27 protein-coding genes are annotated in these 23482 nt (G+C 44.6%); 16 read left to right on the top strand and 11 right to left on the bottom strand.

What is annotated here, in order from left to right:
- Positions 1 to 7: 7 nt before the first annotated feature.
- The 4 genes from MBO_RS04560 to MBO_RS04545 all read right to left on the bottom strand — a co-directional run bounded on the left by MBO_RS04560 (position 8) and on the right by MBO_RS04545 (position 3383).
- Positions 8 to 1102 (bottom strand): 5-(carboxyamino)imidazole ribonucleotide synthase, encoded by a 1095-nt coding sequence (locus tag MBO_RS04560; RefSeq protein ID WP_036364363.1) that lies wholly within the window; start codon positions 1100 to 1102, stop codon positions 8 to 10.
- 131 nt (positions 1103 to 1233) lie between these two features.
- Positions 1234 to 1770, bottom strand: a complete 537-nt coding sequence (gene purE / locus MBO_RS04555; protein ID WP_052585302.1) for a 5-(carboxyamino)imidazole ribonucleotide mutase — start codon at positions 1768 to 1770, stop codon at positions 1234 to 1236.
- A gap of 91 nt (positions 1771 to 1861) precedes the next feature.
- A complete protein-coding gene (locus MBO_RS04550) occupies positions 1862 to 2773 on the bottom strand; it encodes a metallophosphoesterase (RefSeq protein WP_036364361.1) in 912 nt (303 codons plus the stop codon).
- Position 2774: 1 nt separating this feature from the next.
- Positions 2775 to 3383, bottom strand: a complete 609-nt coding sequence (locus tag MBO_RS04545; protein ID WP_036364358.1) for a rhomboid family intramembrane serine protease — start codon at positions 3381 to 3383, stop codon at positions 2775 to 2777.
- A 520-nt stretch (positions 3384 to 3903) separates the two neighbouring features.
- Between MBO_RS04545 and MBO_RS04540 the strand changes: the two genes are divergently transcribed.
- A complete protein-coding gene (locus MBO_RS04540) occupies positions 3904 to 5562 on the top strand; it encodes an OmpA family protein (RefSeq protein ID WP_080702188.1) in 1659 nt (552 codons plus the stop codon).
- Positions 5563 to 5657: 95 nt separating this feature from the next.
- Positions 5658 to 6401, top strand: coding sequence for a pseudouridine synthase (locus MBO_RS04535; protein WP_052585303.1), 744 nt, complete (start codon positions 5658 to 5660; stop codon positions 6399 to 6401).
- A 29-nt stretch (positions 6402 to 6430) separates the two neighbouring features.
- On the opposite strand, the gene MBO_RS04530 is transcribed toward MBO_RS04535, so the two are convergent.
- Positions 6431 to 8191 carry a M61 family metallopeptidase gene (locus MBO_RS04530; protein ID WP_036364356.1) on the bottom strand — a complete coding sequence of 587 codons (1761 nt, stop codon included), beginning with the start codon at positions 8189 to 8191 and terminating at the stop codon, positions 6431 to 6433.
- A gap of 216 nt (positions 8192 to 8407) precedes the next feature.
- Here MBO_RS04530 and MBO_RS04525 point away from each other — a divergent pair, with 216 nt between their 5' ends.
- Positions 8408 to 8893 carry an FKBP-type peptidyl-prolyl cis-trans isomerase gene (locus tag MBO_RS04525; protein ID WP_036364354.1) on the top strand — a complete coding sequence of 162 codons (486 nt, stop codon included), beginning with the start codon at positions 8408 to 8410 and terminating at the stop codon, positions 8891 to 8893.
- Positions 8894 to 9025: 132 nt separating this feature from the next.
- On the opposite strand, the gene MBO_RS04520 is transcribed toward MBO_RS04525, so the two are convergent.
- From MBO_RS04520 to gatC, 6 genes are all read right to left on the bottom strand, one after another.
- The gene (locus MBO_RS04520; protein WP_036364351.1) at positions 9026 to 9832 is read right to left on the bottom strand and encodes an SIR2 family NAD-dependent protein deacylase; all 807 of its coding nucleotides are present in this window, start codon (positions 9830 to 9832) and stop codon (positions 9026 to 9028) included.
- Positions 9833 to 10065: 233 nt separating this feature from the next.
- A complete protein-coding gene (locus MBO_RS04515) occupies positions 10066 to 10611 on the bottom strand; it encodes a hypothetical protein (protein WP_036364348.1) in 546 nt (181 codons plus the stop codon).
- Between the two features lie 633 nt (positions 10612 to 11244).
- Positions 11245 to 12714: an Asp-tRNA(Asn)/Glu-tRNA(Gln) amidotransferase subunit GatB gene (gatB, locus tag MBO_RS04510; protein ID WP_036364345.1), complete on the bottom strand. Its 1470-nt coding sequence runs from the start codon at positions 12712 to 12714 to the stop codon at positions 11245 to 11247.
- A 33-nt stretch (positions 12715 to 12747) separates the two neighbouring features.
- On the bottom strand, positions 12748 to 13689 hold the full coding sequence (gene bla, locus MBO_RS04505; protein ID WP_036364342.1) for a class A beta-lactamase: 942 nt from the start codon (positions 13687 to 13689) through the stop codon (positions 12748 to 12750).
- 54 nt (positions 13690 to 13743) lie between these two features.
- Positions 13744 to 15222: an Asp-tRNA(Asn)/Glu-tRNA(Gln) amidotransferase subunit GatA gene (gene gatA / locus MBO_RS04500; RefSeq protein WP_036364339.1), complete on the bottom strand. Its 1479-nt coding sequence runs from the start codon at positions 15220 to 15222 to the stop codon at positions 13744 to 13746.
- A 75-nt stretch (positions 15223 to 15297) separates the two neighbouring features.
- The gene (gene gatC / locus MBO_RS04495) at positions 15298 to 15591 is read right to left on the bottom strand and encodes an Asp-tRNA(Asn)/Glu-tRNA(Gln) amidotransferase subunit GatC (protein ID WP_036364336.1); all 294 of its coding nucleotides are present in this window, start codon (positions 15589 to 15591) and stop codon (positions 15298 to 15300) included.
- 133 nt (positions 15592 to 15724) lie between these two features.
- Between gatC and MBO_RS04490 the strand changes: the two genes are divergently transcribed.
- From MBO_RS04490 to rpsQ, 13 genes are all read left to right on the top strand, one after another.
- On the top strand, positions 15725 to 16333 hold the full coding sequence (locus tag MBO_RS04490) for a Maf family protein (RefSeq protein WP_036364411.1): 609 nt from the start codon (positions 15725 to 15727) through the stop codon (positions 16331 to 16333).
- 75 nt (positions 16334 to 16408) lie between these two features.
- On the top strand, positions 16409 to 17911 hold the full coding sequence (locus tag MBO_RS04485; RefSeq protein WP_036364333.1) for an Rne/Rng family ribonuclease: 1503 nt from the start codon (positions 16409 to 16411) through the stop codon (positions 17909 to 17911).
- A gap of 499 nt (positions 17912 to 18410) precedes the next feature.
- Complete coding sequence (rpsJ, locus tag MBO_RS04480) at positions 18411 to 18722, top strand: 30S ribosomal protein S10 (RefSeq protein WP_003656991.1); 312 nt, start codon at positions 18411 to 18413, stop codon at positions 18720 to 18722.
- Positions 18723 to 18770: 48 nt separating this feature from the next.
- Entirely contained in the window at positions 18771 to 19409 is a 639-nt protein-coding gene (gene rplC, locus MBO_RS04475; RefSeq protein ID WP_036364330.1) for a 50S ribosomal protein L3, read from the top strand.
- A 14-nt stretch (positions 19410 to 19423) separates the two neighbouring features.
- Positions 19424 to 20026: a 50S ribosomal protein L4 gene (gene rplD / locus MBO_RS04470; RefSeq protein ID WP_036364327.1), complete on the top strand. Its 603-nt coding sequence runs from the start codon at positions 19424 to 19426 to the stop codon at positions 20024 to 20026.
- Entirely contained in the window at positions 20023 to 20352 is a 330-nt protein-coding gene (gene rplW, locus MBO_RS04465) for a 50S ribosomal protein L23 (protein WP_036364324.1), read from the top strand. The genes rplD and rplW overlap by 4 nt, the downstream gene beginning before the upstream one ends.
- 11 nt (positions 20353 to 20363) lie before the next feature.
- Positions 20364 to 21191 carry a 50S ribosomal protein L2 gene (rplB, locus tag MBO_RS04460; protein WP_036364321.1) on the top strand — a complete coding sequence of 276 codons (828 nt, stop codon included), beginning with the start codon at positions 20364 to 20366 and terminating at the stop codon, positions 21189 to 21191.
- Positions 21192 to 21203: 12 nt separating this feature from the next.
- Positions 21204 to 21479: a 30S ribosomal protein S19 gene (rpsS, locus tag MBO_RS04455; RefSeq protein WP_036364316.1), complete on the top strand. Its 276-nt coding sequence runs from the start codon at positions 21204 to 21206 to the stop codon at positions 21477 to 21479.
- A 9-nt stretch (positions 21480 to 21488) separates the two neighbouring features.
- Positions 21489 to 21818, top strand: coding sequence for a 50S ribosomal protein L22 (rplV, locus tag MBO_RS04450; protein WP_036364312.1), 330 nt, complete (start codon positions 21489 to 21491; stop codon positions 21816 to 21818).
- Between the two features lie 2 nt (positions 21819 to 21820).
- Complete coding sequence (gene rpsC, locus MBO_RS04445) at positions 21821 to 22546, top strand: 30S ribosomal protein S3 (protein WP_036364310.1); 726 nt, start codon at positions 21821 to 21823, stop codon at positions 22544 to 22546.
- A 3-nt stretch (positions 22547 to 22549) separates the two neighbouring features.
- Positions 22550 to 22963 (top strand): 50S ribosomal protein L16, encoded by a 414-nt coding sequence (gene rplP, locus MBO_RS04440; RefSeq protein ID WP_029102635.1) that lies wholly within the window; start codon positions 22550 to 22552, stop codon positions 22961 to 22963.
- The gene (gene rpmC / locus MBO_RS04435; protein WP_036364307.1) at positions 22963 to 23160 is read left to right on the top strand and encodes a 50S ribosomal protein L29; all 198 of its coding nucleotides are present in this window, start codon (positions 22963 to 22965) and stop codon (positions 23158 to 23160) included. The genes rplP and rpmC overlap by 1 nt, the downstream gene beginning before the upstream one ends.
- Positions 23157 to 23429: a 30S ribosomal protein S17 gene (rpsQ, locus tag MBO_RS04430; protein WP_036364304.1), complete on the top strand. Its 273-nt coding sequence runs from the start codon at positions 23157 to 23159 to the stop codon at positions 23427 to 23429. Before rpmC ends, rpsQ begins: the two co-directional genes overlap by 4 nt.
- Positions 23430 to 23482: the final 53 nt, after the last annotated feature.

Here is a 23482-nt window from a genome sequence, read left to right as displayed (position 1 = left end):
GGTGGTGTTATTTTAATAATTGCTCAACTTTTAGAACAGTCTCTTCAAGCTCATCACACATTATCGTGATATGCCCAATCTTACGACCGTCTCGCTCATCTTTGTGATAATGATGAAAATGCACACCGTCAATCGCCAGTACGTCTTGTAGGTTTGGGTATTTGCCGATGACATTTAGCATAACGGATGGCTTGATGATGTCAGTGCTACCCAATGGTAGACCCGCCACCGCGCGCATGTGGTTTTCAAACTGGCTGCACACCGCGCCTTCAATCGACCAATGTCCAGAGTTATGCACGCGTGGGGCGATCTCGTTGGCGATCAGTCCTGAGTCTGTCACGAATAATTCTAAAGTCATGACGCCCACGTAATTTAGATGCTCGAGCAGTTTTTTGATGCTGCTTTGGGCTTGTTCATTGAGGTGCTCAGCGCTTGGTGCAGGGGCGACAGTCTTGGCGAGAATGCCGTTGTGATGAGTGTTCTCAACCAGTGGGTAATAGCGGATGTCACCATCTTGGGCGCGCACAGCGATTAATGACACTTCGCGACTAAAATTAATAAACCCCTCAGCGATTAACGGTGCGCTCTTGGTGGCGTCACCAAGCTCTGCCCAGGCTGTCTTAATGTCATCTTGAGTGCGAATGACGAATTGCCCTTTACCGTCATAGCCGCCACGAGTGGTCTTTAGTACTAGCGGCAAGCCAAGTTTCTCGCAGGCTGCATTCAGCTCATCTTGGGAATTCACCGCTAAAAATGGCACAGTAGTAATGCCAAGTTCATTGAATAAGTTTTTCTCGTTTAGGCGGTCTTGGGCGATGAATAATGCCTGTGATGGCGGGTATAGCTTGGCATGAGATTCGATGCCTTGCGCTGATGATAACGGTGTATTCTCAAATTCTAGCGTGAAAGTGTCACACGCATTGGCAAATTTATCATAGTCAGCGTTGGTCATGACTTCGCCTGCAAGTGCCGCAGGGCAGTTTGGCGCATCTTCCAAAAAGACACTACGAATACCAAGCGGACGCGCAGCATTGGCAAGCATAAGACCTAATTGACCACCGCCAAAGATGGCGATGGTGCGAACGGGAGCAAGTGTAGTCATGATGGTCTCTTTAATCAATAATAAAATGATAAAATTTGGCGGCTATTATCGCACATTTGACATAAATTTAGTGCAAATTTTATAAGAATTAACGCAAAAAATCGCCCAGTGAAGGGCGGTTTTTGGGGTGGTTAGCCAATGATGCCAGGCGTTGGGTTGTCAAGGATGCTTTGGGTTTGCTTTGCGCGAAATTCGCTGACTTTCTTGCCCAGAGCTTCATCATGAATGGCAAGCATCTGCACCGCCAGCAGTCCAGCGTTATAAGCACCAGCACCACCAATCGCGAGTGTGCCGACCGATACGCCGCGCGGCATCTGTACGACTGACAGCAGGCTGTCCCAGCCTGATAGGGTGGATGATTTGACAGGTACGCCTAATACAGGAAGATCAGTTTGTGACGCGCACATGCCAGGCAGATGAGCAGCACCGCCTGCCCCTGCGATGATGATGGATAAGCCACGCTCTTTGGCGGATTTGGCGTAGTCGAATAGCTTATCTGGGGTGCGATGTGCAGAGACGACTTCGCACTCAAAAGGCACGCCAAATTGTGTTAATACATCCGCAGCTTCAACCATGGTTGCCCAGTCAGATTGGCTGCCCATGATGATGCCGACTTTTGGTGCGCCAGCTGGTGAGATGGCAGCAGCAGGTTGGGCTTGGCTAGACATAATTTTCCTTAAAAAATAGAGTGATTAAACGCATTATTATAACAAAAAATCACCACAAAAGCTGTCGCTAACAGCACAAACTTGGCGAATTTTATCCATAAAACTGCACAAAGTTCTCAGCAGATAGTCTCGGATTGTCTGTGTCAAACTGATAGGTAGTCAGATAGCCGTCTTTGCCTGCAGAATAGTCTGTACAAATCACCTGATCCGACAGCGGCGCAGGGTCGCCTGTCAGCCAATAATGTCCGATGATGACAGGCTTATCAGTACCAAGCGTAAAATCAATGGGGCAAACCAGGTCGTTAGGCAGTGTTGATAGGTCGCAGTTGCTCGCGGCAGACAGCTTTACGATAGGCTGATTTAAATCATCTTTCCACCATTTGACGCGCACGTCTTGGCGTAGATGCCCTAGACCGTCTTTGATGAACACGCCATCGGGCAGGTGTGCTTGTACGCCTGTTAGGATTTTTAGGATGTTCTGATGGGTAATCTTAGGTAGATCTTTAAAATCATTTGGGCTTAGGCGATTATCATGCAGACAAAGCATAAGGTTTGTCATCGCCTTAGCATCGGGGCAGGCGTGGATGATTAGGCAGCCATCTAGTTCTAACCAAAGTGGCAATTCAAAGAATCGATTAAGCCAATGCTGGTGCAGCGCCGAGCCTTCGCCAACCGCTTCCAAGAATACCTGATGTGTCTCATGCTGGCGTGGTGTAGGGTTGTAGATGCGCTTGCCTTGATCGTCCGTGGTGGCGTAACCGATGGCGTTATATTCATGATTGCCCATGATTCCCAGTGCTTGATGATTGTCAATCATGTCAAAGACAATACCCAGCGTCTCAAGCTGAGCGTCGCCACGATCGATAAAATCACCCACGAAGATGGCCTTATGGTTTGGCGGTGCGATGTGGCTACTACCATCGTGTCGATAGCCCAATTTATCCAATAATCCTAATAGCTTATCCACCTGCCCGTGGATGTCGCCGATGATGTCATAAATCATATTAAAATCTTGGGCTTAATAATGCTGAAACGAAATGCATCGCCAATTTTGGTTCGATGAGAATGGTGGCGATGACACCGAATGCCGCGCCATATAGATGCGCTGAATGATTGACATTACCTGTGCCGCGGCGATCTGCATAGATGCTATAAGCTGTATAAAGCACCGCAAAGACAATGGCAGGAATGGGCAGAATTCCAAAGAAATACAAAGTCTCCCACGGCGCAAATAAAATAAAGCTAAACAATACAGCTGAGACAGCGCCTGATGCACCAAGCCCCAGATAGCGTGAGTTGTTTTTATTTTTTAGGTAGGTTGGGATGATGGCAGCGACGATGGCCAGCACATAAAACCCCGCAAAGCCCAATGAACCGAATCGACTGATATAAAACTGCTCAATCACACGTCCAAAGAAGTACAGCGTAAACATATTAAAAAGCAGGTGCATACCGTCCGCATGAATAAAGCCATGCGTGACGAAGCGATCATACTGCTTGAAGCGCGTGATGGAAATGGGGTCAAAAATCAACCGTCCCATGAGTGTGCGATTTTGCCAAGCGATAAGGCTGATGATGACGGTGATGATGATTATGGCGGTGGTGTGATTCATGATGTCAAATAAAATAAATACGACTAAGAGGTAATAAATTTGTCGCGTGAGCAAGCTAATATGCTCATCGATTGGCTAATAATTAAAAAAGTTAAAACTTATCCAAATCACCCATAAAATGGAAAGTGATGTCAAAAAATAGCAAGCTTTGTTATGTTGCAGCAAAAGTTGGCGCAATAGAGCTCTGATGATCTAAAATACCCAAATTAGACTTCAGATGACAGCCTGTAACTTGTGATTTGGTGGGTGTTAGTATATCAGTTTAAATGTGTTTGGCAACCGCAGAGCTTAATAAAACAGCGGATTATGTCAACATTTAGGTAACCAATGAGTGAGTTGTACGGTGGTTTTGTAAAAACATGTCACCAGATGGTTTTTGTGGCGGGTGTTTTGTTTAACTATTGTGTTAAGGTCTTTTTTATTTCTCAAAAATGGTTCACAATAACACACAATTAAGTTCTAGGCGTGATCAGGCTTAGGATTTTATTAAAAACAAACACACAAACAAAGGAGTTTTCTTATGAACCTTATCAATACTTTATCTGAGCTAGTTACCCCGCACGTTTTGGCTGCGACAGCGACCCATGAAGGTGATAACACGACTAAGAGCAAATTGCTTTCAGCGTTTTATGCCATCTTTGCTTCACGTCTAACCGATGGTAGTGCTTTTTCTCGTCTGTCTGCATTAAATTCACTGGATTTAGATAACGGTCAAAGCATTCTTGATGCCGTGTTCAATGATAACAACACCATCAATCAAACAGCTCAGCTAAATGATCAGCTTGCCAAAGAATTCAACCTACCTACTGCGACTACCAGCGCACTAACTGCTGTGTCAGCACCTTTGGTACTTAGCAAGCTAAAAGAATTGTCTGGTTCAACTTCTTTACCTGTATTCCTAAAAGACAACCTATCAACATTCAGCTCGCTATTGCCTTCATGGGCATATGCGCTACTACCAGCTGGTCTTCTAGGCGGTGCCGCTGCTGCAACTGCAGCCACTAAGCCCGCCGCTGCTACTGCTGTTAAGACACAAGCCGCTCCTGCTGCTCATGCACGCGTTGAGCCAGCTGCAGCAAACACTCACGTGGTACGCGAAGAAGAGAAGAAAGGTGGTTTCTTAAAGAGCATCTTGCCAATCATCGGTCTGATCATCCTAGGTGGTCTTGCATGGCTATTGCTACGTGGCTGTCAAGACAAGCCAGCGCCTGTTGCAGCACCTGCTCAAAATGCTGACGAAACAGCTACAGCACCAGCATCAACGACCGCTGCTGACGCAACGCCTGCTACTCTAAACATCGCTGTAGATGAGACTGGTAATGCGGTTTATTCTTGCCGTGGTCAAGCAGGTTCTGAAAGTGTGCTTGGTTCTATCCGTACTGTGATCGCGGGCGTATTCGGCACTGATAAGTGTTCATTAGAGATAGCGACTGGCTACTCTGACACCATGCCAGCGGCAGACCACCTACCTGCAATCTTAGGTCTGATGAAAGGCGTACCTAGCTCTAGTGTGAGCATCGCAGATAAAGCTGTTCGCTTCAATGCAGGTGACGAAGCTGATGTGGCTAAGCTAATCGAAGGTGCTAAAGGCATCCTACCAGCAGACTTCACTGTAGAAGCAGAGCCACAGCTTGACGTAGCCGCTGCTGTTGCAGGTAGCATCAATTCTGCTAAGCAAGCCATCTCAGATCTTGGCGACAACACAACTGCTGATGATCTAGTACGCGCTCTAAATCTACAAATCATCAACTTTGCAACTGACTCAAGCGAAATCCCTGCTGAGAACCAAGAGATTCTTGATCTTGCTGCAGCGAAGCTAAGCGCACTACCAGAAGCAACACTAAAAATCATCGGTCACACCGATAACCAAGCGTCTCACGAGTACAACCAGCAGCTATCTGAGGAGCGTGCTGTCGCTGTTCGTGATTACCTAGTATCAAAAGGTGTACCTGCTGAGCGTCTAAGTGTTCAAGGTGCAAGTTATGACCACCCAGTAGCATCCAACGCAACTGAACAAGGTCGCTTCCAAAACCGTCGTATTGAGTTCACTCTGTCTCAAGCTGGTGAGCAAGTTGCCGCAGTTGGTAATGCACCAACCAGCAAAGCTACTCAAGTAGAAGCAAATCAAGCCGAAGCAGCACAACCTGCTGAAGCACCTGCAGCTGCTGAGAGCAAATAATAAAATCCTATCTTTGAATAATCAAAGTTAGTATTCAAAACCAGATGATGTTACCATATCATCTGGTTTTTTATTGGATAAGCTCAAATAACGACATGGCAAATGTGATTTTATTTAATAAGCCATATGGTGTTCATAGTCAATTTCGTAAAGATAATGATGACATGGCGACGTTGGCAGATTTTTTTGCTGATAAGACGCTGCGTGTGGCGGGCAGGCTTGATAAAGACAGCGAAGGGCTGTTGATATTAACTGATGATGGTGCGCTCAATCATGCCATCACCACGCCACCGAATAAAGGCAATGCCAAAGAACACGGCAAGACTTATCTGGTACAGGTGGAGAATATACCCACCGCTGAGCAGCTGCATCAATTATCAGCAGGTGTGCCATTAAAAGATGGTAAAACTTTACCTGCTATAGTCAGGCATCTGTCCGAAGATGAGCTGCCGATCGAGCTGTGGCGGCGTGATCCACCCATCCGCGAACGCAAATCTATCCCGACATCGTGGCTGTCTATGACGATTTTTGAGGGTAAGAATCGTCAGGTTCGTCGAATGGTTGCACACGTTGGCTTGCCATGTCTAAGGTTGATACGCTATCAGGTCGGTCAGTGGTCGTTGGGTGATAAGGTGCAAAAGCTCGGTGTGGGTGAACAATTGCGTATTCAGCTATCCGATGATGAGCTTAACAAGCTTGGCGTGAGCAAAAATAACCCACTCAAGCCATCAAAATCCAAGCCACCAAAGACATCTAAATTCTCACCCAAATCAACAAAGTCTAATCACCCAAAGAATCGCCACCATCAAGCAAATAATAAAAAACGCCCAAAATTTTAGGGCGTTTTTTATTCATGATAAGCTTTAAATTAGTTTAGCCAGATGCTATCGGTGTTATCAACCAAGCTTACCTGTCGGTATTCAAATGATCCACCATGCACATTAAATGTCATGAGCTCATCTCGGCGGAATGCATGAACGACGACGGGCTTGTCATCATGATTTTGACGCTTCGTGGTGGATTCGATGAGTTTTTGACTTGCTTTTAAGCCGTCGATGGCGACGATGACATCATTGGCGGATAGACCTGCCTTACTGGCTGGGCTTTGGCGGATGAGATGCTTGATTTTGATACCGCTTGGCAGCTCTTCTGTCGTCATACCCCAGGCTCTGTGTTGAGCTTTGGCGGTGATTTCAATGCCAAACTCTGCCAGCATCTCTTCAATGGGTAGTGGTTGGCGACCGATGACATAATTATCAAAAAACACCTGCCACGCATCATACCCGATCATATCGCCAACCACCTTACCAAGATTCTCATGTGTCATGCCAAAGCGACGATTGTCCTGCTCGAGTGCCTTGGCGTAGAAGGCTCTAACGACATCGAATAAGCGATATTTGCCATCGGAGTGTTTTAGTAGGGTAAGATCCAGCAGTAGGGCGATGAGCGCGCCTTTATTGTAGTAGCTTACGCCTTGGTTGGTGGAGTTCTCGTCGGGTCGATAGAGCTTAATCCATGCATCAAAGCTGGATTCAGCGACGCTTTGTAAATCGCGACCAGCGGTCTGATAGTAGCGATTAATCTGTGCAGCGAGCAGTTTTAGGTAGGACGCTTTATCAATCACGCCCGAACGCAGCAGCACCAGATCATCGATATAGCTGGTAAATCCTTCAAAGACCCATAATAATGGCGAAGGCGCTTCGGTTTGTAATTGTGAATCCATCATCACGTCAGGGCGTACTGTTTTTACCCACCATGCGTGAAAATACTCATGGCTGCACAGCCCTAGATAGCGCTGATAATCACCACTTGGGACTGTGCCCTCATGAGTGCTCGGCAGGTCGGTACGTGGACTAACCAACGCGGTAGAATTGATGTGCTCAAGACCGCCATAATCTGAACCTGTCACCATGGTCATGAAGGTATAATCTTTAAATGGCGCGCTGCCCAGTTCGTCTAGGTAGGCTTGGCAAATTCTTTGAATGTCTTTTTGTAGGCGTGGCAGGTGCCCATGATGCTTGCCCGCGATAAAAAAACGATGTGGCAGGTCTTTACCGTCACTGTCTGTGATCGTAAAGGCAAATTCATCCTGAATACTGATTTCAAATGGATAATCATAGCTATCAAAGGCGGCTACAGGCTCTAAATGGTAGGTCTTGCCAAAAGCATCATCAGCGCAAGTATGCTTTAGACCGCAGGCGAGTGTCGCGTTGGGATTGAGTGCATAAAAAGCATTTGGCACATGCAGTGAGATGTTCGCGCCATCGCTCTCTTGTCCTGTTGGAACGACGAGCAGCGAACTAAAGTTCCCAAACAAGCGCGTATTATCCAAGAATGCTGTGCGCACCGACAGATCGTGACAATACACTTCATAATGTACATCGACGACATCGCCTGCCTTAATGTGGGTGAGTTCATAAGTATTCTTTGAGCGCTTAACGGCATCGAGTCGTGTATCATCATGATCGTACTGTACGAGTGTGATGTTTTTGCTAAACTCGCGAATCAGATAGCTGCCTGCAATCCATGTCGGCAGCCATAATGTTGGTGCGCCTACCCGCGCCTTAAAGTTAAGATGAATATCGACAAGATGTTCGTTAAATCTAGTAAAATCAACAATATATTTCATATTTTTCCTGTGCACGTTTATTAATTTATCGGCGCCATTATCATATCATTAATCCATCATTTAACCAAATAACAGATGATTGGACCGTTATGATGGATTTGAATGTTTTTTGTAACATCAGCAACATCAGCCAAAAATTCTGTTATAATGAAACTCATGTTATCGCGATTGGAGTGCCAACGCGTACATTCATTCATCAAAAATAGGAATGCTCTTATGACAACCATCACAAAAGATTCTGTGGTTCAATTTAACTACACACTAACCAACGATCAAGGCGAGACATTGGATCAATCTCGTGGCACGCCACTTGCATATCTACACGGTCACCATAACATTATCCCAGGCCTAGAAGCTCAAATGGAAGGCAAGTCTGCTGGCGATAAATTCGTTGCGACCATCGCGCCAGAAGATGCGTACGGTGAATACATCGCAGAAGCGGTGCAATCTGTGCCACGCGCGAACTTCCAAGGTGTGGATAATATCGAAGTGGGCATGCAATTTCAATCACAGACTGATGATGGTCATGTGATGTTGGTTACTGTTAAAGAAGTGACTGACGAAGAAGTTGTGGTTGATGGTAACCACCCATTGGCAGGTCAGGCATTGACTTTTGATGTTGAGATCGTAGAAGTGCGCGCAGCGACCGCTGATGAGATCGCACACGGCCACGCACACGGCGAAGGCGGTCATCATCACTGATTGATGATTAATAAAAAAGACCCTGATTTATTGGGGTCTTTTTTATTAATTTAATTCAAAGGATTTGATCTGGGTTATTATATCTTCACAATTTTGTGAACTGTCAAAGTCATACGTACATTTTACACAATATCAATCATTGGCATTCAACGCCCGCCAAATCTCATCTACCCCATGTATGCCCGCCATACCAAGCCCAATACCGCCTTGGGGCGTGGCAGGTTCTCGCAGGTTAATGCGAATCAGACGTGGGGCAAAGCCATCGCCAAAGCGTCTAACCGTCGGGATTGCTGTTCCTGCTCCAATCTCAATGACAACAGGATTTTGGTGGGTTGTCAAAAACTTGTGCAGGCGGGTTTCTTGCTTGTCCGTGCGATAAGATTGCCAAGCAAAGTCGCCAAACATCAAAATATTAGGACGCGCCAACCCGCCACAGTCAGGACAAGTGGGTAGCTCCCCAAGCCACTCGCATTTGTCATTGTCAATCACAGGCGTTAAGTCGTCCGCCGTCCAAATTTTATCAGAGCAGGGTATGACACATTGCAGATGATGAATAGAGCCGTGACATTCATAAACCTTGTCAGCGTCAAACCCTGCCTTGATAAATTGCCCATCCACGTTGCTGGTAAAGACAAAATAAGGCAAATCAAGGCGGTCAGCAAGTGCCAATAACTCACCAAAGCCTGCGTGGGGCGTGGTGGCTTTGTACAGTGCCAAACGGTGTCCATAAAATCCCCAAGCAAGGCGTGGATTTTGGGCGAAGGCTTGGGGGTTGGCGATGGTGGCAAAGTCCATCTGCCGTCTGCCAAGCTCGGGATAGGCTTGCCACATACCAGTATTGCCCCGAAAATCAGGCAAGCCAGAATCCACGCCCATGCCTGCTCCTGCGGTGATGAGTAGGCTATCGGCGGAGTGGAGCAGGGTTTTGATGGTGGGCATTTTTCATCCTCTTTTATGGTAAAAAATTCATCAATCAACCGCTCGTTTTTATCAAAATACAAGCGATAATCCGCCACCGCTAAATTTTGGTAAGTGATTTGACAATTTGTTAAGATCGTTGGTGCTGAATTTAAGGTGGGATTAATATGATATTCACAATTTGCCAATCTTTTTCTACTTGGTCAAATTTATAAGGAAATTCCGCCATAAACCATTTATCATTACCATTTTGTTTAAATAAATGGGTTAAATGGGTATTGGTAAGGGTTAATAATTGGGTGTGGTTTGATTGCATTTATCAACGACCAATGAATAGGATTTCCTGTTTCAATGGACGCTTTGGCGACTTGGGTTAATGATTGTAAGATACAATCACAATCCCCCTGTCTTTCTGGGACATTCTCTAATTTGCATAATTCTTTTAATAGTGGTTCTGCTAATTTTGGCGGTATAATGCCTTCATTTACTGTTGGTAAATATTGGTATAATATCGGATAATCATCTTTATAAGTTTTAATAAAGTTTTTAAATTTATTCATTGTAGGAATATTGGCTACATCTTGATTGGATAAGTACATATTTCTATGAGTACACGCTATTTCTACCCAATCATAGAAATCAATAAAAATGTCTTGCGATTTTTCTTGGTTGTTTTCTAATTCTTTTGGTAAATAAATATATAAACCACATTCATCATATTTTATAAAATCGGCAAAATAGGGTTTTGGAATTTTATCGTCTTGAAAACAGCGACAATGTACAAAAGCACCATAACTCATTTTTTTGTCCTTATATTTTTGGTAGTAAGGTATGTATTACGCACCAGTTTTACTACCTACTTTCTCGCACCCATAAAAAATGAATATTTTCGCCTTTATCTATCCAAAATATCAATTTGGATAACTCGTCAATCGGGTCTTGTATTTGGTCTAAAATAGCACTTCTAAATTTTTCTTGGTTTAATTCAAAGGTGTAAATTTTATCAACTTCATTTAGTTTTTCTAGTTGCCCGTTTAAAATTTGTTGTAATGAATGATGGTTATTGGTTTGATTTTCTGAATTTTGAATTTCTTGAATGGCTTCATTGATATAATTGCTTAATTTTAATGGAAACCTTCCTTAAATCTATAATAATCAAACCAAATGGGTGATGATTGTAAAAATTTTTCACAAGATTTAAGAATAAGATAAATGTTGGTTTCTAAATCAAAACGATAGCAATTCATTTGGCAATAGACAATTTAGCCACTATCGTTATAATTTGTTATCTCATTGGAGCGATATATTTTTAAAAAACTTTCTGAAAGATGGAGTTCTGGTTTCTTAAAATTCTGAGTAAATTTGTAATATCAATCATCGTTATTCCCATAAATAAAACCCCAAACACCGACCGATATTTGGGGCTTATTATCCTACCCAATCAACTTCTTCAACAGTTCATTGACTTGTGCAGGATTTGCCTTACCACGACTTGCTTTCATTACTTGTCCGACCAGTCCATTAAAGGCTTTTTCTTTTCCGCCTTTATATTCATCAACCATTGCTTGATTATTAGCAAGCACTTCTTTAATAATGGCTTCAATCGCCCCTGTATCGGTTTCTTGTTTTAGCCCTTTCTCGGCGATAATCTCATCGGCAGATTTGTCGGACTCCCACAGATAGCCAAACACTTCTTTGGCGATTTTACCGCTAATGGTATTATCCAATATGCGAGCAATCAGCCCCGCCAGGCGTTCGGCAGAGATTGGTGATTTGTCAATGGTTAGCTCATTTTTATTGAGTGAACCTGACAGCTCGCCCATGACCCAGTTTGCCCCGATTTTGGCATTATTTTTGCCAATGATTTCAACCACTTGCAAGAAATAATCCGACAGCTCACGGCTACCATTTAGCACGTTAGCATCATAAGCGGTCAAGCCAAATTCATTGGCAAATCGCTCTTTACGCACGCTCGGTAGCTCTGGCATGTCGGCACGCACTTTGGCAAGCGTCTCATCAGAGATAACGACAGGCAACAGGTCGGGGTCTGGGAAGTAGCGGTAATCGTTGGCTTCTTCTTTGGTACGCATGGCACGGGTTTCGTCTTTTTCAGGGTCGTATAGGCGTGTAGCTTGCACGACTTTTCCGCCGTCTTCGATGACGTCAATTTGGCGTTCAATTTCACTTTTTATGGCTCGCTCAATAAAGCGGAACGAGTTTAGGTTTTTGAGCTCACAGCGAGTGCCAAGAGGCGTGTTTGGCTTGTGTACAGACACGTTGATGTCGGCACGGAAAGAGCCTTCTGCCATGATAGCGTCCGAGATGCCAAGCCATGTAACCAGTTCGTGAATGGTCTTGACATAGGCAACCGCTTCGCCCACCGAACGCATATCAGGTTCAGAGACGATTTCGATGAGTGGCGTACCAGCACGGTTTAAATCCACGCCTGTCATCTGTGGCACAGCATCGTGGACGGATTTGCCAGCGTCTTCTTCTAGGTGGGCTCGTGTGATACCGATACGTTTGGTGTATTCGTCTTTTTGCCCTGCGTTTACAAGGATGTCAATGTAGCCACGTCCGACAATGGGGTTTGCCATTTGCGTGATTTGATAGCCTTTGGGTAGGTCGGGGTAGAAGTAGTTTTTGCGGTCAAAGGTGTTGTATGTGCCAAGCTCGGCATTGACACCCATGCCAAATTTTAAGGCACGCTCAATCACGCCTTCATTTAGCACAGGCAATGCCCCTGGAAAGCCCAAATCCACAATGGTGGCTTGGGTGTTGGGTTCTTGCCCAAATTCGGTACTGGCGGGCGAGAAAATTTTGGTGGCGGTGTTTAATTGGCAATGGATTTCAATGCCGATGACAACTTCATAGCCGTCAATTAGGGGGGCTTGGTTAGTCATAAATTTTCCTATTAACTATAAAAATTTAATGGGTTATAAAAATGGATAAATTTCTTTACCAATTTGTGCCATTATTTCATCTTTTTGATTTTTAAAATCAAGGGATTTACCATCATGTGGCTGAGTGATAAATAAGCTGACAAAATAAGATTTATTATTTTCATTCCAAATCACAGCAATGATATTTTTTGATTCACTACCTGTGCCTGTTTTGTCGCCAATTCGCCAATTTTTTGGTAAATATTTTCTCAATAAATTATCAGCAACTTTATCATTGATAAGCCAAGTTATCAACTGTTCTTTGCTTTGATTGGATAGGATATTGTCTGTAATCAATGCTTTTAGGCTTCTTGTATAAGGAATTGGTTTTGCGGTATCACTGGTTTCACCATAATGTGAGCGATTTAGTAAAGGTTCATTATTTGCTAACACCATATCCGCCCCAATCTCTTTCAAAAATTGATTGAATGCAGTCAAGCCCCCAGCTCTATCCAACAAGATATTGGCAGAGCCATTATCACTCAGTGTTATGGTAGCTTCGCACAATTCACTAATAGAAATTGGTTTATTTTCATTAAAGTATTTTTTGCAGACAGGAGAATATTCTATCAAATCGCTTTCTTTAATGATGATTTTTTCATTTAAATCCAATTTTCCTTTATCTACAAGTAATAATATATGGCTTGCGATAAAGGCTTTAATGGTGCTATTAACAGGAAAATATTCATCACCACGATGGCTGGATATTTCACCACTGTCAGCAATAATCGTCATACCAATTTTGGCATTAAATTTATTTTCCCAAATTGGCAATATTTCTTTTAATTTATTTTGTAATAAATTTGGATTTTTTGTTATCTTGTCATTAGGTAAATGGTTATTGGATAAACTCGTTTTGCATCCAGTTAATAAATTGCCAGAAAAAATAATAGGTAGTGCCAATAAGGTTTTTTGTAAAAAATGACGGCGTTGCATCATTATCCCCTTTTATTGCTTGGGATAAATTTATCATTTATCCCAAATCCAAAATCACTTCACCAAATCCGCCATCTCTTGATGAAACTTGGTATTCGCCTGATACACATGAGCGGTTTTTAGAAGTTCGCTTTCCGCCCAATGTTTGCCAATTAGTTGCAAGCCCACAGGCAAGCCGTTCGCTTGTCCCACAGGGTGCGATAGGGCGGGCAGACCTGCCAAGTTCACGCCAATGGTATATACGTCACCAAGATAGATGCTGGCAGGGTCTAAGTTCTCACCCAGCTTATAGGCGGTGGTCGGTGCAGTAGGGCTTGCGATGATGTCGCATTTTTCAAACGCCTTTTTAAAGTCGTCCACGATAAGACGGCGAACCTTCTGGGCTTTGGTATAATAAGCGTCAAAGTACCCTGCCGATAGGGCATACGTTCCCATGATGATACGGCGCTGAACTTCAGTACCAAAGCCTTCAGAGCGGCTGCGCGTATATAGATCGATCAGATCTTTTGGATCTTCGCAGCGATAACCAAAGCGCACACCGTCATAGCGAGACAGGTTTGAGCTGGCTTCGGCAGGGGCGAGCAGATAATAAGTGGCAAGCGTTACGGCAGGGTCGGTGATGTCCACTTCCACGATTTGGGCCCCCAGCTCTTCATATTTGGCTAGGGCGGTGCGAATGGATTTTTCTACTTCACTATCAAGACCTGCCCCAAAATACGCCTTTGCCACGCCGATTTTTTTGCCTGCTAGGGGTTTGCCGTCTGTTTTTGCCACCAAAATGTCCGCCACATAATCTTCGGTGGGGCGGTTGATGGATGTTGCGTCTTTGGGGTCGTGTCCTGTCATCGGGGAAAGCAGGTAGGCACAGTCTAGGGCGGATTTGCCAAATGTGCCTGCTTGATCAAGGCTTGACGCATAAGCAATCATGCCATAGCGAGACACACGCCCATAGGTAGGCTTAATGCCCGTGATGCCACAAAAGCTGGCAGGTTGGCGAATAGAGCCACCTGTATCCGAGCCTGTCGCCACAGGGATGAACCCACTGGCGACCGCTGCCGCAGATCCGCCTGATGAACCACCTGGTACGCGAGCGGCGTCCCAAGGGTTGTGTACCGCCCCAAAATACGAGCTTTCGTTGTCCGAACCCATGGCAAATTCGTCCATGTTGAGCTTGCCTAGGCTGATAAATCCAGCGTTGGCGATGTTTTCCACTACAGTTGCGTCATAAGGCGAGACGAAATTGGATAGGATTTTTGAGCCTGCCGATGTCAGCACGCCTTTGGTGCATAGGTTGTCTTTGTGAGCCATTGGCACGCCAAGCAGGGGGCGAGTGTCGCCATCTGCGCGCAGTTTGTCGGCAGCTTTGGCGGCGTTTAACGCTTGTTCTTGAGTGGCGGTAACAAAGCTGTTAATTTGTCCATCTAGCTTCTCGATGCGTGATAATAGGTGTGTGGTAATATCAACACTGCTAAAATCTTTATTTGCCAAGCCTTTGACGATGGCGTCAACGCTTAATTCGTGTAGTTGTGTCATGAGTTACTCTATTTTATAAGCTTTCTAGCTATTTTATAGTTAGGTGGTTTGGGGTTAATTTGGTGTAGATTAAGATCACTCGATTACTTGTGGTACGAGGTACAGACCGTCTTGTGCATTGGGCGCGACGGCTTGGAATGCGTCTCTATCGATGTTGGGGTTGGCAACATCGGCACGCAGTTCTTGGCAGGCTTCATGAATATTTGCCAAGGGCTTGATGTCATCAGTATTAACGGCTGATAGTGTGTCCATCATGGCCAGAATTTTGCCGATGTCGCTGGCATAGTCAGATGCTAGGTTTTCATCGATCGCCAGACGTGATAGCTTGGCGGCATTTAGAATGTCGCTACTGGATAATGTATCGCTCATAGATTGCCCTTATCTTACAATGAATAAAAAATTGAAATCATAAATGGTGTTAATTGTAGCATATCTTAGTAATTGACAAAATCACTAATCAAGGATAAGTTAGGTGTTTTTGTTAAAGAATGAGGGTTTTGGCATGATACAGGTAATCTTGGCATCAACTTCGCCGCGTCGTCGAGAGTTGTTATCGGTTGTAGGCGTGGAATTTGAGGTGATGGCGGCGGACATTGATGAGACTTGGCAGACTGGTGAGAGCGCCAAAGAGTACATTATTAGAATGGTGCAGAATAAGGCAGTGCGCGCAGCTTCGATATTAAGTGATGACGGTAATCGAACTCAGAATCCTGCCATGACCATCACAGCAGATACCATTGGTGTCATCGATGATGAGGTGCTAACCAAGCCCATCAATAAGGCAGATGCCTTCGACATGTGGCAAAAAATGTCAGGCAGGGCGCACGAGGTATGGACAGCCGTCTGTGTTAGCATCGTTGAAGATGGCGCAATCAGACATCAAAAGCATGTTATTTGTTCAACGCAAGTACATTTTATACCGCTGACAGACGAGATGAAAGAGCGCTATTGGCAGACAGGTGAACCAGCTGATAAGGCGGGTGCATATGCCATCCAAGGCGGCGCGATGGCATGGGTTGAACGTATTGATGGAAGCTATACGAATGTGGTGGGCTTGCCATTGCCACAGACTCTGGCATTGATGAATGAGATGCAATCTCATGTTGAATGATTGTCTTTGATATGATGAGGCTTGCATCTATAAGGAATTTAACTTACTATGATAGATTTGCGCTGTTAAATTATTATGGCTAATGAGATTTTAATTAATCATTGCTCGCTAGAGTCGCGTGTGGCGCTCATCATTGATGACGTGGTGAGTGAGATTTTTATTGAAAGATGCCAAGATGTGAGCTTGGTTGGTAATATTTATCTAGGCACGGTGGTGCGAGTGTTGCCAGGGATGCAGGCGGCATTTGTGGAGATTGGACGTGAGCGCACGGCGTTTTTGCACATAGATGACATGCAAAAAGCTGCACCGATGGACAAGCCAAATCAGCCCAAACCAAAAGCAAGTCCAGATGATTTGATTGAGCGCAGACTGTATCAAGGTGAGCGAATCTTGGTTCAGGTTATCAAAGATGAGCTGGGCACTAAAGGTGCACGCCTAACCACGAATATCTCGCTGCCGAGTCGTTATTTGGTGTACTTGCCTGATGATGATAACTATGTCGGTGTCTCCACTCGTCTCAGTGATCAGAAGGAGCGCAATCGCCTTAGAGGTGAGTTGGCTATATTGATACAGGCACTTAATTTTAAAGGCGGCTTGATTGCCCGCACCGCGGCTGAGCATATCGCACAGGCTAAGCTAGAAGAAGATGTTTATTATCTGCTTCAGTTGTGGCGCACCATACTAGCGCGTACATCATCTGCCAAGCTTCGTAAAGCCAAGCATGAGCTTGTTTATCAAGAGCCATCGCTACCACTTCGCTGCATTCGTGACTTGGCGAATGAACATACTGCCAGCATTGTGGTTGATTGTGAGATGGTTTATAGGGAGCTACGTGCATTTGCAGATGAATTCATGCCAGCCATCGCTGATAAGATTCATCACTACACGGATAATACGCCGTTATTTCATGTACGCGGCGTAGAGAGTGCCTTAAATGACGCGCTGATAAAGCGTGTTGATTTGTTATCAGGTGGCTATCTCATCATTGAACAGACCGAAGCGATGACGACCATTGATGTCAATACAGGCTCCTACGTAGGTAAGCGATCATTAGAAGAGACGGTATATAAGACAAACCTAGAAGCGGCACAGTCCATTGCTCATCAGGTTCGTCTGCGTAATCTGGGCGGTATCATTATTCTAGACTTCATCGACATGGATAAGTCATCTCACCGAGATGCGGTATTAGAAGCTCTGCAGAGTGCGCTAGAGAATGACCCTGCGCGCATTAAAATCACAGGTGTCAGTGAGCTTGGATTGGTTGAGATGACGCGAAAGCGCACACGCGAAAGCTTATCTCAGCAGCTGTGTGAGCCTTGCCCGGTGTGCGCAGGAAAAGGCATAATTAAAAGCAAAGATACCATTGCATTTGATATCATCAGACGATTATTGCAGCTAGCAAGCCAAACTACGAAAGTCAATAACTTTACAATCATTGCTAGTCAGGTCATGACGGACTATCTAAAGGATAATCAAATAGACACAATAAACGATATCATTAAACTAACCAATGCTACGATACAATTTAAAATTAGTCAGCATTACCACCAAGAACAGTATGAGGTCATTTTTGATTGATTTTATCAATAAAAAATGTTATTATATTTAAATAAATTGATAAGAGATGAATAAATTATCCCACGACGGTGCATAAAAATAGCACGTTTTTTGAGCAAAATTGCGCCGAAGAATATTTTGTAAAAATATTGTAATTTATTCATAAAAACTTAATAAAAGCCTTGCATTCATCCTATTTTGATGTATAATATGGGCTCATTATGTTTTAGCGTTGCGCTTTTTAATCCGCTGTGTCGTGATTGAAAAGAACAAAATTTGATAAAAATTGGTTCTCTACAATAACGATAGAGAATTTAAAAAGGACAACGCCACAGCCGAAGCATCGTTTTTGGCACTATAACAACACCCCTGCTGTCTAGCTATTTTTGCATGACGGGCAGGGATTGGATTATTTTGTCTAAAGCCTAGCTTTCGGCAAAAGATTATGAAAATGGTATAGCTGAAGTCATCTTTTGATGATGGAAGTTTTATAAAGCACTTAATTTAGGAGCTTGTTGGCATGGCTAACCAGAGAATCCGTATCCGACTAAAGTCTTTTGACCATCGTCTGATTGACCAGTCGGCACAAGAGATTGTCGATACTGCAAAGCGCACAGGCGCACAAGTTTGTGGACCTGTTCCCTTGCCGACTCGTATTGAGCGGTTCAACGTATTGACATCACCACACGTCAACAAAGACGCTCGCGACCAGTACGAAATTCGCACCCACAAGCGCATGATTGACATCGTACAGCCTACCGACAAAACTGTCGATGCGCTGATGAAGCTTGATCTAGCGGCCGGTGTTGATGTTCAAATCGCCCTAGGCTAATTGAACGACTGGTTTAATATAAACGATTATTAAAGTAAGAGGTCTAAAATGGCGATTGGTTTAGTCGGTAAAAAATGCGGCATGACCCGAGTCTTCACTGAAGCAGGCGTATCTATCCCTGTAACAGTGGTTGAGGTTGACGCAAACCGCATCTCGCAAATCAAAACAGTAGACACCGATGGCTATAGCGCAATCCAAGTAACCACTGGCGTGCGTCGTGACAGCCGTGTGACTGCTGCTCAAAAAGGACACTTCGCAAAAGCTGGCGTAGCCGCTGGTCGTGGTGTTTGGGAATTCCGTGCAGACGAGAGCGAACTAGAAGGTCGCGAAGTTGGCGCAAACATTTTGGCAGACCTATTCGAAGTTGGTCAGTTAGTTGATGTAACTGGTCAATCTAAAGGTAAAGGTTTCCAAGGTGGTGTTAAGCGTCACAACTTCCGTACTCAAGACGCAACTCACGGTAACTCTGTATCGCATCGTGTACTTGGTTCTACTGGTCAAAACCAGACACCAGGTAAAGTATTTAAAGGCAAAAAGATGCCAGGTCAAATGGGTAACAAGCGTGTTACTGTTCAAGGCCTTGAAATCGTGTCTGTTGATGCTGAAAAAGGTGTACTGGTCATCAAAGGCGCGCTTCCAGGTGCTAATGGTGGCGATGTTATCGTACGTCCGTCAGTCAAAGCCTAGTAAAGGGGATTAACGTGAATTTAAAAACTGTTACAGGTGCGGCGGTTGAACTTTCAGAGATCACATTTGGTCGTGAGTTCAATGAAGCCTTGGTACACCAAGTAGTAACTGCTTACCTAGCTGGCGCTCGTCAAGGTACTCGTGCACAAAAAACTCGTGGCGAAGTATCAGGCGGTGGTAAAAAACCATGGCGTCAAAAAGGTACTGGTCGCGCTCGTGCTGGCTCTATCCGTAGCCCGATTTGGGTTGGTGGTGGTCGTGCATTCGCAGCAAAACCACAAGACTGGTCTCAAAAAGTAAACCGTAAAATGTACCGCGGTGCAATGCAGTGTATCCTAGCTGAGCTAGTACGTCAAGAGCGTCTAGTATTGGTTGATGATATTGCTGTAGATAGCCCCAAAACTAAAGGCCTAGTTGCAAAACTGGCTGAACTAAATGCACCACGTGCACTTATCGTAACTCATGAAGTTGACGAAAACTTGTACTTGGCTGCACGTAACATTCCACATGTGAATGTACTTGGTACTCGTGAAGTTGATCCAGTTAGCTTGGTTTCTTTTGATAAAGTTATCATGACTGTTGAAGCTGCCAAACAATTTGAGGAGACACTAGCATGAGTAACGCAAGATTGTATCAAGTGCTAAAAGCACCTGTATTCTCTGAAAAATCTCAACGTCTAGGCGATAGCCTTGGTGTACAAGTTTTCAAAGTTGACAGCAATGCTACTAAGCGTGAGATCAAACAAGCAGTTGAACTAATGTTTGAAGGTGTTGAAGTTGTTAAAGTAAACACTTTGAATACTAAAGGTAAAACTAAGCGTTTTGGTCGCGTAGTTGGTAAGCGTTCAGACGTGAAAAAAGCGTATGTAACCCTAAAAGCAGGTTCAGACGTACAAATCGGTGCTGGTGAAGAAGTCACTAGTGAAACAGCGACTAACGAATAAGGACTAGAATCATGCCTATCGTAAAAGCAAAACCTACGTCACCAGGTCGCCGCTTTGTTGAAAAAGTAGTGCATCCACACCTTTATAAAGGTCGTCCCTATGCACCGCTTGTTGAATCAAAAGCTAAAACTGGTGGTCGTAACAACAACGGCCGTATCACTACCCGTCATATCGGTGGTGGTCACAAGCAACACTATCGTCTGATTGACTTCAAACGCAATAAAGACGGCATCATTGCAACTGTTGAACGCATTGAATACGATCCAAACCGTACCGCGCACATCGCACTATTGAAGTACGCAGATGGTGAGCGTCGCTATATCATTGCACCTAAAAAATTGGCTGTAGGCGATCAGGTTCAATCTGGTGAGGGTTCTCCAATTCGCCCAGGTAACTGCTTGCCACTTAAAAATATCCCAGTGGGTACTGTTATTCACAACATCGAACTAAAAATTGGCAAAGGCGCGCAAATCGCTCGTTCTGCTGGTGCAGCGGTTCAATTGTTGGGTCGTGACGGTGCTTATGTGATCGTTCGTTTGCGTTCTGGCGAAACTCGTCGTATCCACGCAAACTGCCGCGCGGTTATTGGTGAAGTTTCTAACACTGAAAATAACCTAAAATCACTTGGTAAAGCAGGTGCAGCGCGCTGGCGTGGCGTTCGTCCTACCGTTCGTGGTACCGCGATGAACCCGATTGATCACCCGCATGGTGGTGGTGAAGGACGTAACTTTGGTAAACATCCAACCAGTCCTTGGGGTCAGAAAGCTAAGGGTCTTAAGACTCGTTCTAACAAGCGTACTGACAGTATGATCATCCGTCGCCGTCGTGCCAAGAAATAAAGGAAAAGTTTCATGCCTCGTTCATTGAAAAAAGGTCCATTTATCGATGCGCATTTGTTTGCTAAGGTTGAAGACGCTCTAGAAAGCAACAACCGCAAGCCGATCAAAACTTGGTCTCGTCGCTCGATGATTCTACCACAAATGGTAGGTCTAACCATCTCAGTTCACAATGGCCGTACTCACGTGCCAGTTATCGTGAATGAGCAAATGGTTGGCCATAAACTTGGTGAATTCGCTCCGACCCGTTCATACCGTGGTCACGGCGTTGATAAGAAATCTAAGAGATAAGGTGCTACCATGGAAGTAACTGCAAAATTACGTGGTGCCGCCATTTCGGCACAAAAAGTAAGATTGGTTGCGGACGAAGTTCGTGGTAAGCCAATTGAGCGCGCTTTAGACATCTTGACTTTCAGCAACAAAAAAGGTGCTAAATTAGTCAAAAAATGCCTACAATCAGCAATCGCTAACGCTGAGCACAACAACGGTCTAGATATTGACACACTACGTGTATCTACCATCTACGTTGATGAAGGCATCACTTTGAAGCGTATTATGCCCCGTGCCAAGGGTCGTGCTGACCGTATCAGCAAGCGCACTTGTCACATCACTGTTAAAGTAGGAGCATAATCATGGGTCAAAAAGTTCATCCTATTGGTATTCGCTTGGGCGTTATCAAAAAGCACAATGCAAACTGGTATGCAAACCCAAAGCAATACTCAGAGTATTTGCTAAACGACTTTAAAGTACGTGACTTCTTGCGCAATAAGCTAAAAGAAGCAATGGTAAGCAACATCAGTATCGAGCGTCCTACTGGCGCAGCTAAAATTACCATCTATTCAGCACGTCCTGGTGTGATCATTGGTAAGCAAGGCGCTGACATCGAAGCACTTCAAAAAGAACTTACCAAAATCATGGGTGTTCCTGCACAAGTGAACATTCAAGAGATCACTCAACCTGACCTAGATGCTCGTCTAGTAGCTGTTGGCATCGCTAACCAGCTAGAGCGTCGTGTGATGTTCCGTCGTGCGATGAAACGTGCTGTGCAAAACAGCATGCGTTCAGGCGCTCAAGGTATTAAAGTTGAGCTATCTGGTCGTCTAGGCGGTGCTGAAATCGCTCGTACTGAGTGGTATCGTGAAGGTCGTGTACCTCTACATACGCTTCGTGCTGACATCGATTACGCAGAAGTGCGTGCAGAAACTACTTACGGTACTATCGGTGTTAAAGTTTGGATTTTCCGTGGTGAGATTCTAGACGGCATGAACAGCGCCTATAACCCAGTGGTTGAAGAGAAGGCTCGTGCACCAAAACGCCGTGGCCGTACCAACAACCGTCGTAATTCAGACAAGGGGTAAGCTATGTTGCAACCAAAACGTACCAAATTCCGTAAAATGCACAAAGGTCGTAACACTGGCCTTGCCCAACGTGGTAACACTGTTGCATTTGGCGAAATTGGTCTAAAATCTATCGGTCGTGGTCGTATGACTGCTCGTCAAATTGAAGCAGCTCGTCGTACTATCACTCGTCGCATTAAGCGTGGCGGTAAGATCTGGATTCGTGTTTTCCCAGATAAACCTATTACCGAAAAACCATTGGAAGTTCGTATGGGTAAAGGTAAAGGTCCAGTAGAATACTGGGTAGCTGAAATCAAGCCAGGCAAAATGCTTTACGAAATCCAAGGTGTTAGCGAAGAATTGGCGCGTGAAGCTCTAACTCTAGCGTCAGCGAAGCTACCTTTCAAAACGACTATTGTTAAACGGACGGTTATGTAATGAAAACCAACGAATTACGCGAAAAATCAGTAGAAGAGTTGGCTCAATTGCTTGACGAAAAGCAGCTTGATGCATTCCGTCTGCGTATGGCAAAAGCTACGGGTCAGCTAGGCAACACTCACGAAGTTAAAGCAAATCGTCGTACGATTGCAAAAATCTTAACTTTGATTAACGAAAAACAAAGAGGCGACGCATGAGCGAGAACACCCAAACTCAAGAAGTTGGCGTTGTAACTGGTAAAGTAATCAGCAACAAGATGGACAAGTCTATCACCGTTCTGGTTGAGCGCCAAATTCGCCACCCAGTGTATGGCAAACAAATTCGCCGTTCTACTAAGCTTAAAGCTCATGACGAGAACAATGTTTGTCAAGAAGGCGATATCGTTCGTATCAAAGAAACTCGTCCTATCTCAAAGACCAAAACTTGGACTTTAGTAGACGTGGTTGAGACTGCGGTAAAAATTTAAGTTATTTGCATTAAAAGTCGTTTGCTAGTATAATGTACGTCTTTTTAGATGTT

The sequence above is a fragment of the Moraxella bovoculi 237 genome, assembly GCF_000696305.2.
GTDB classification, from domain to species: Bacteria; Pseudomonadota; Gammaproteobacteria; order Pseudomonadales; family Moraxellaceae; genus Moraxella; species Moraxella bovoculi.
The sequence above is the reverse complement of the archived record's forward strand: the minus strand, read 5'-3'. Positions and strand labels throughout refer to the sequence as shown.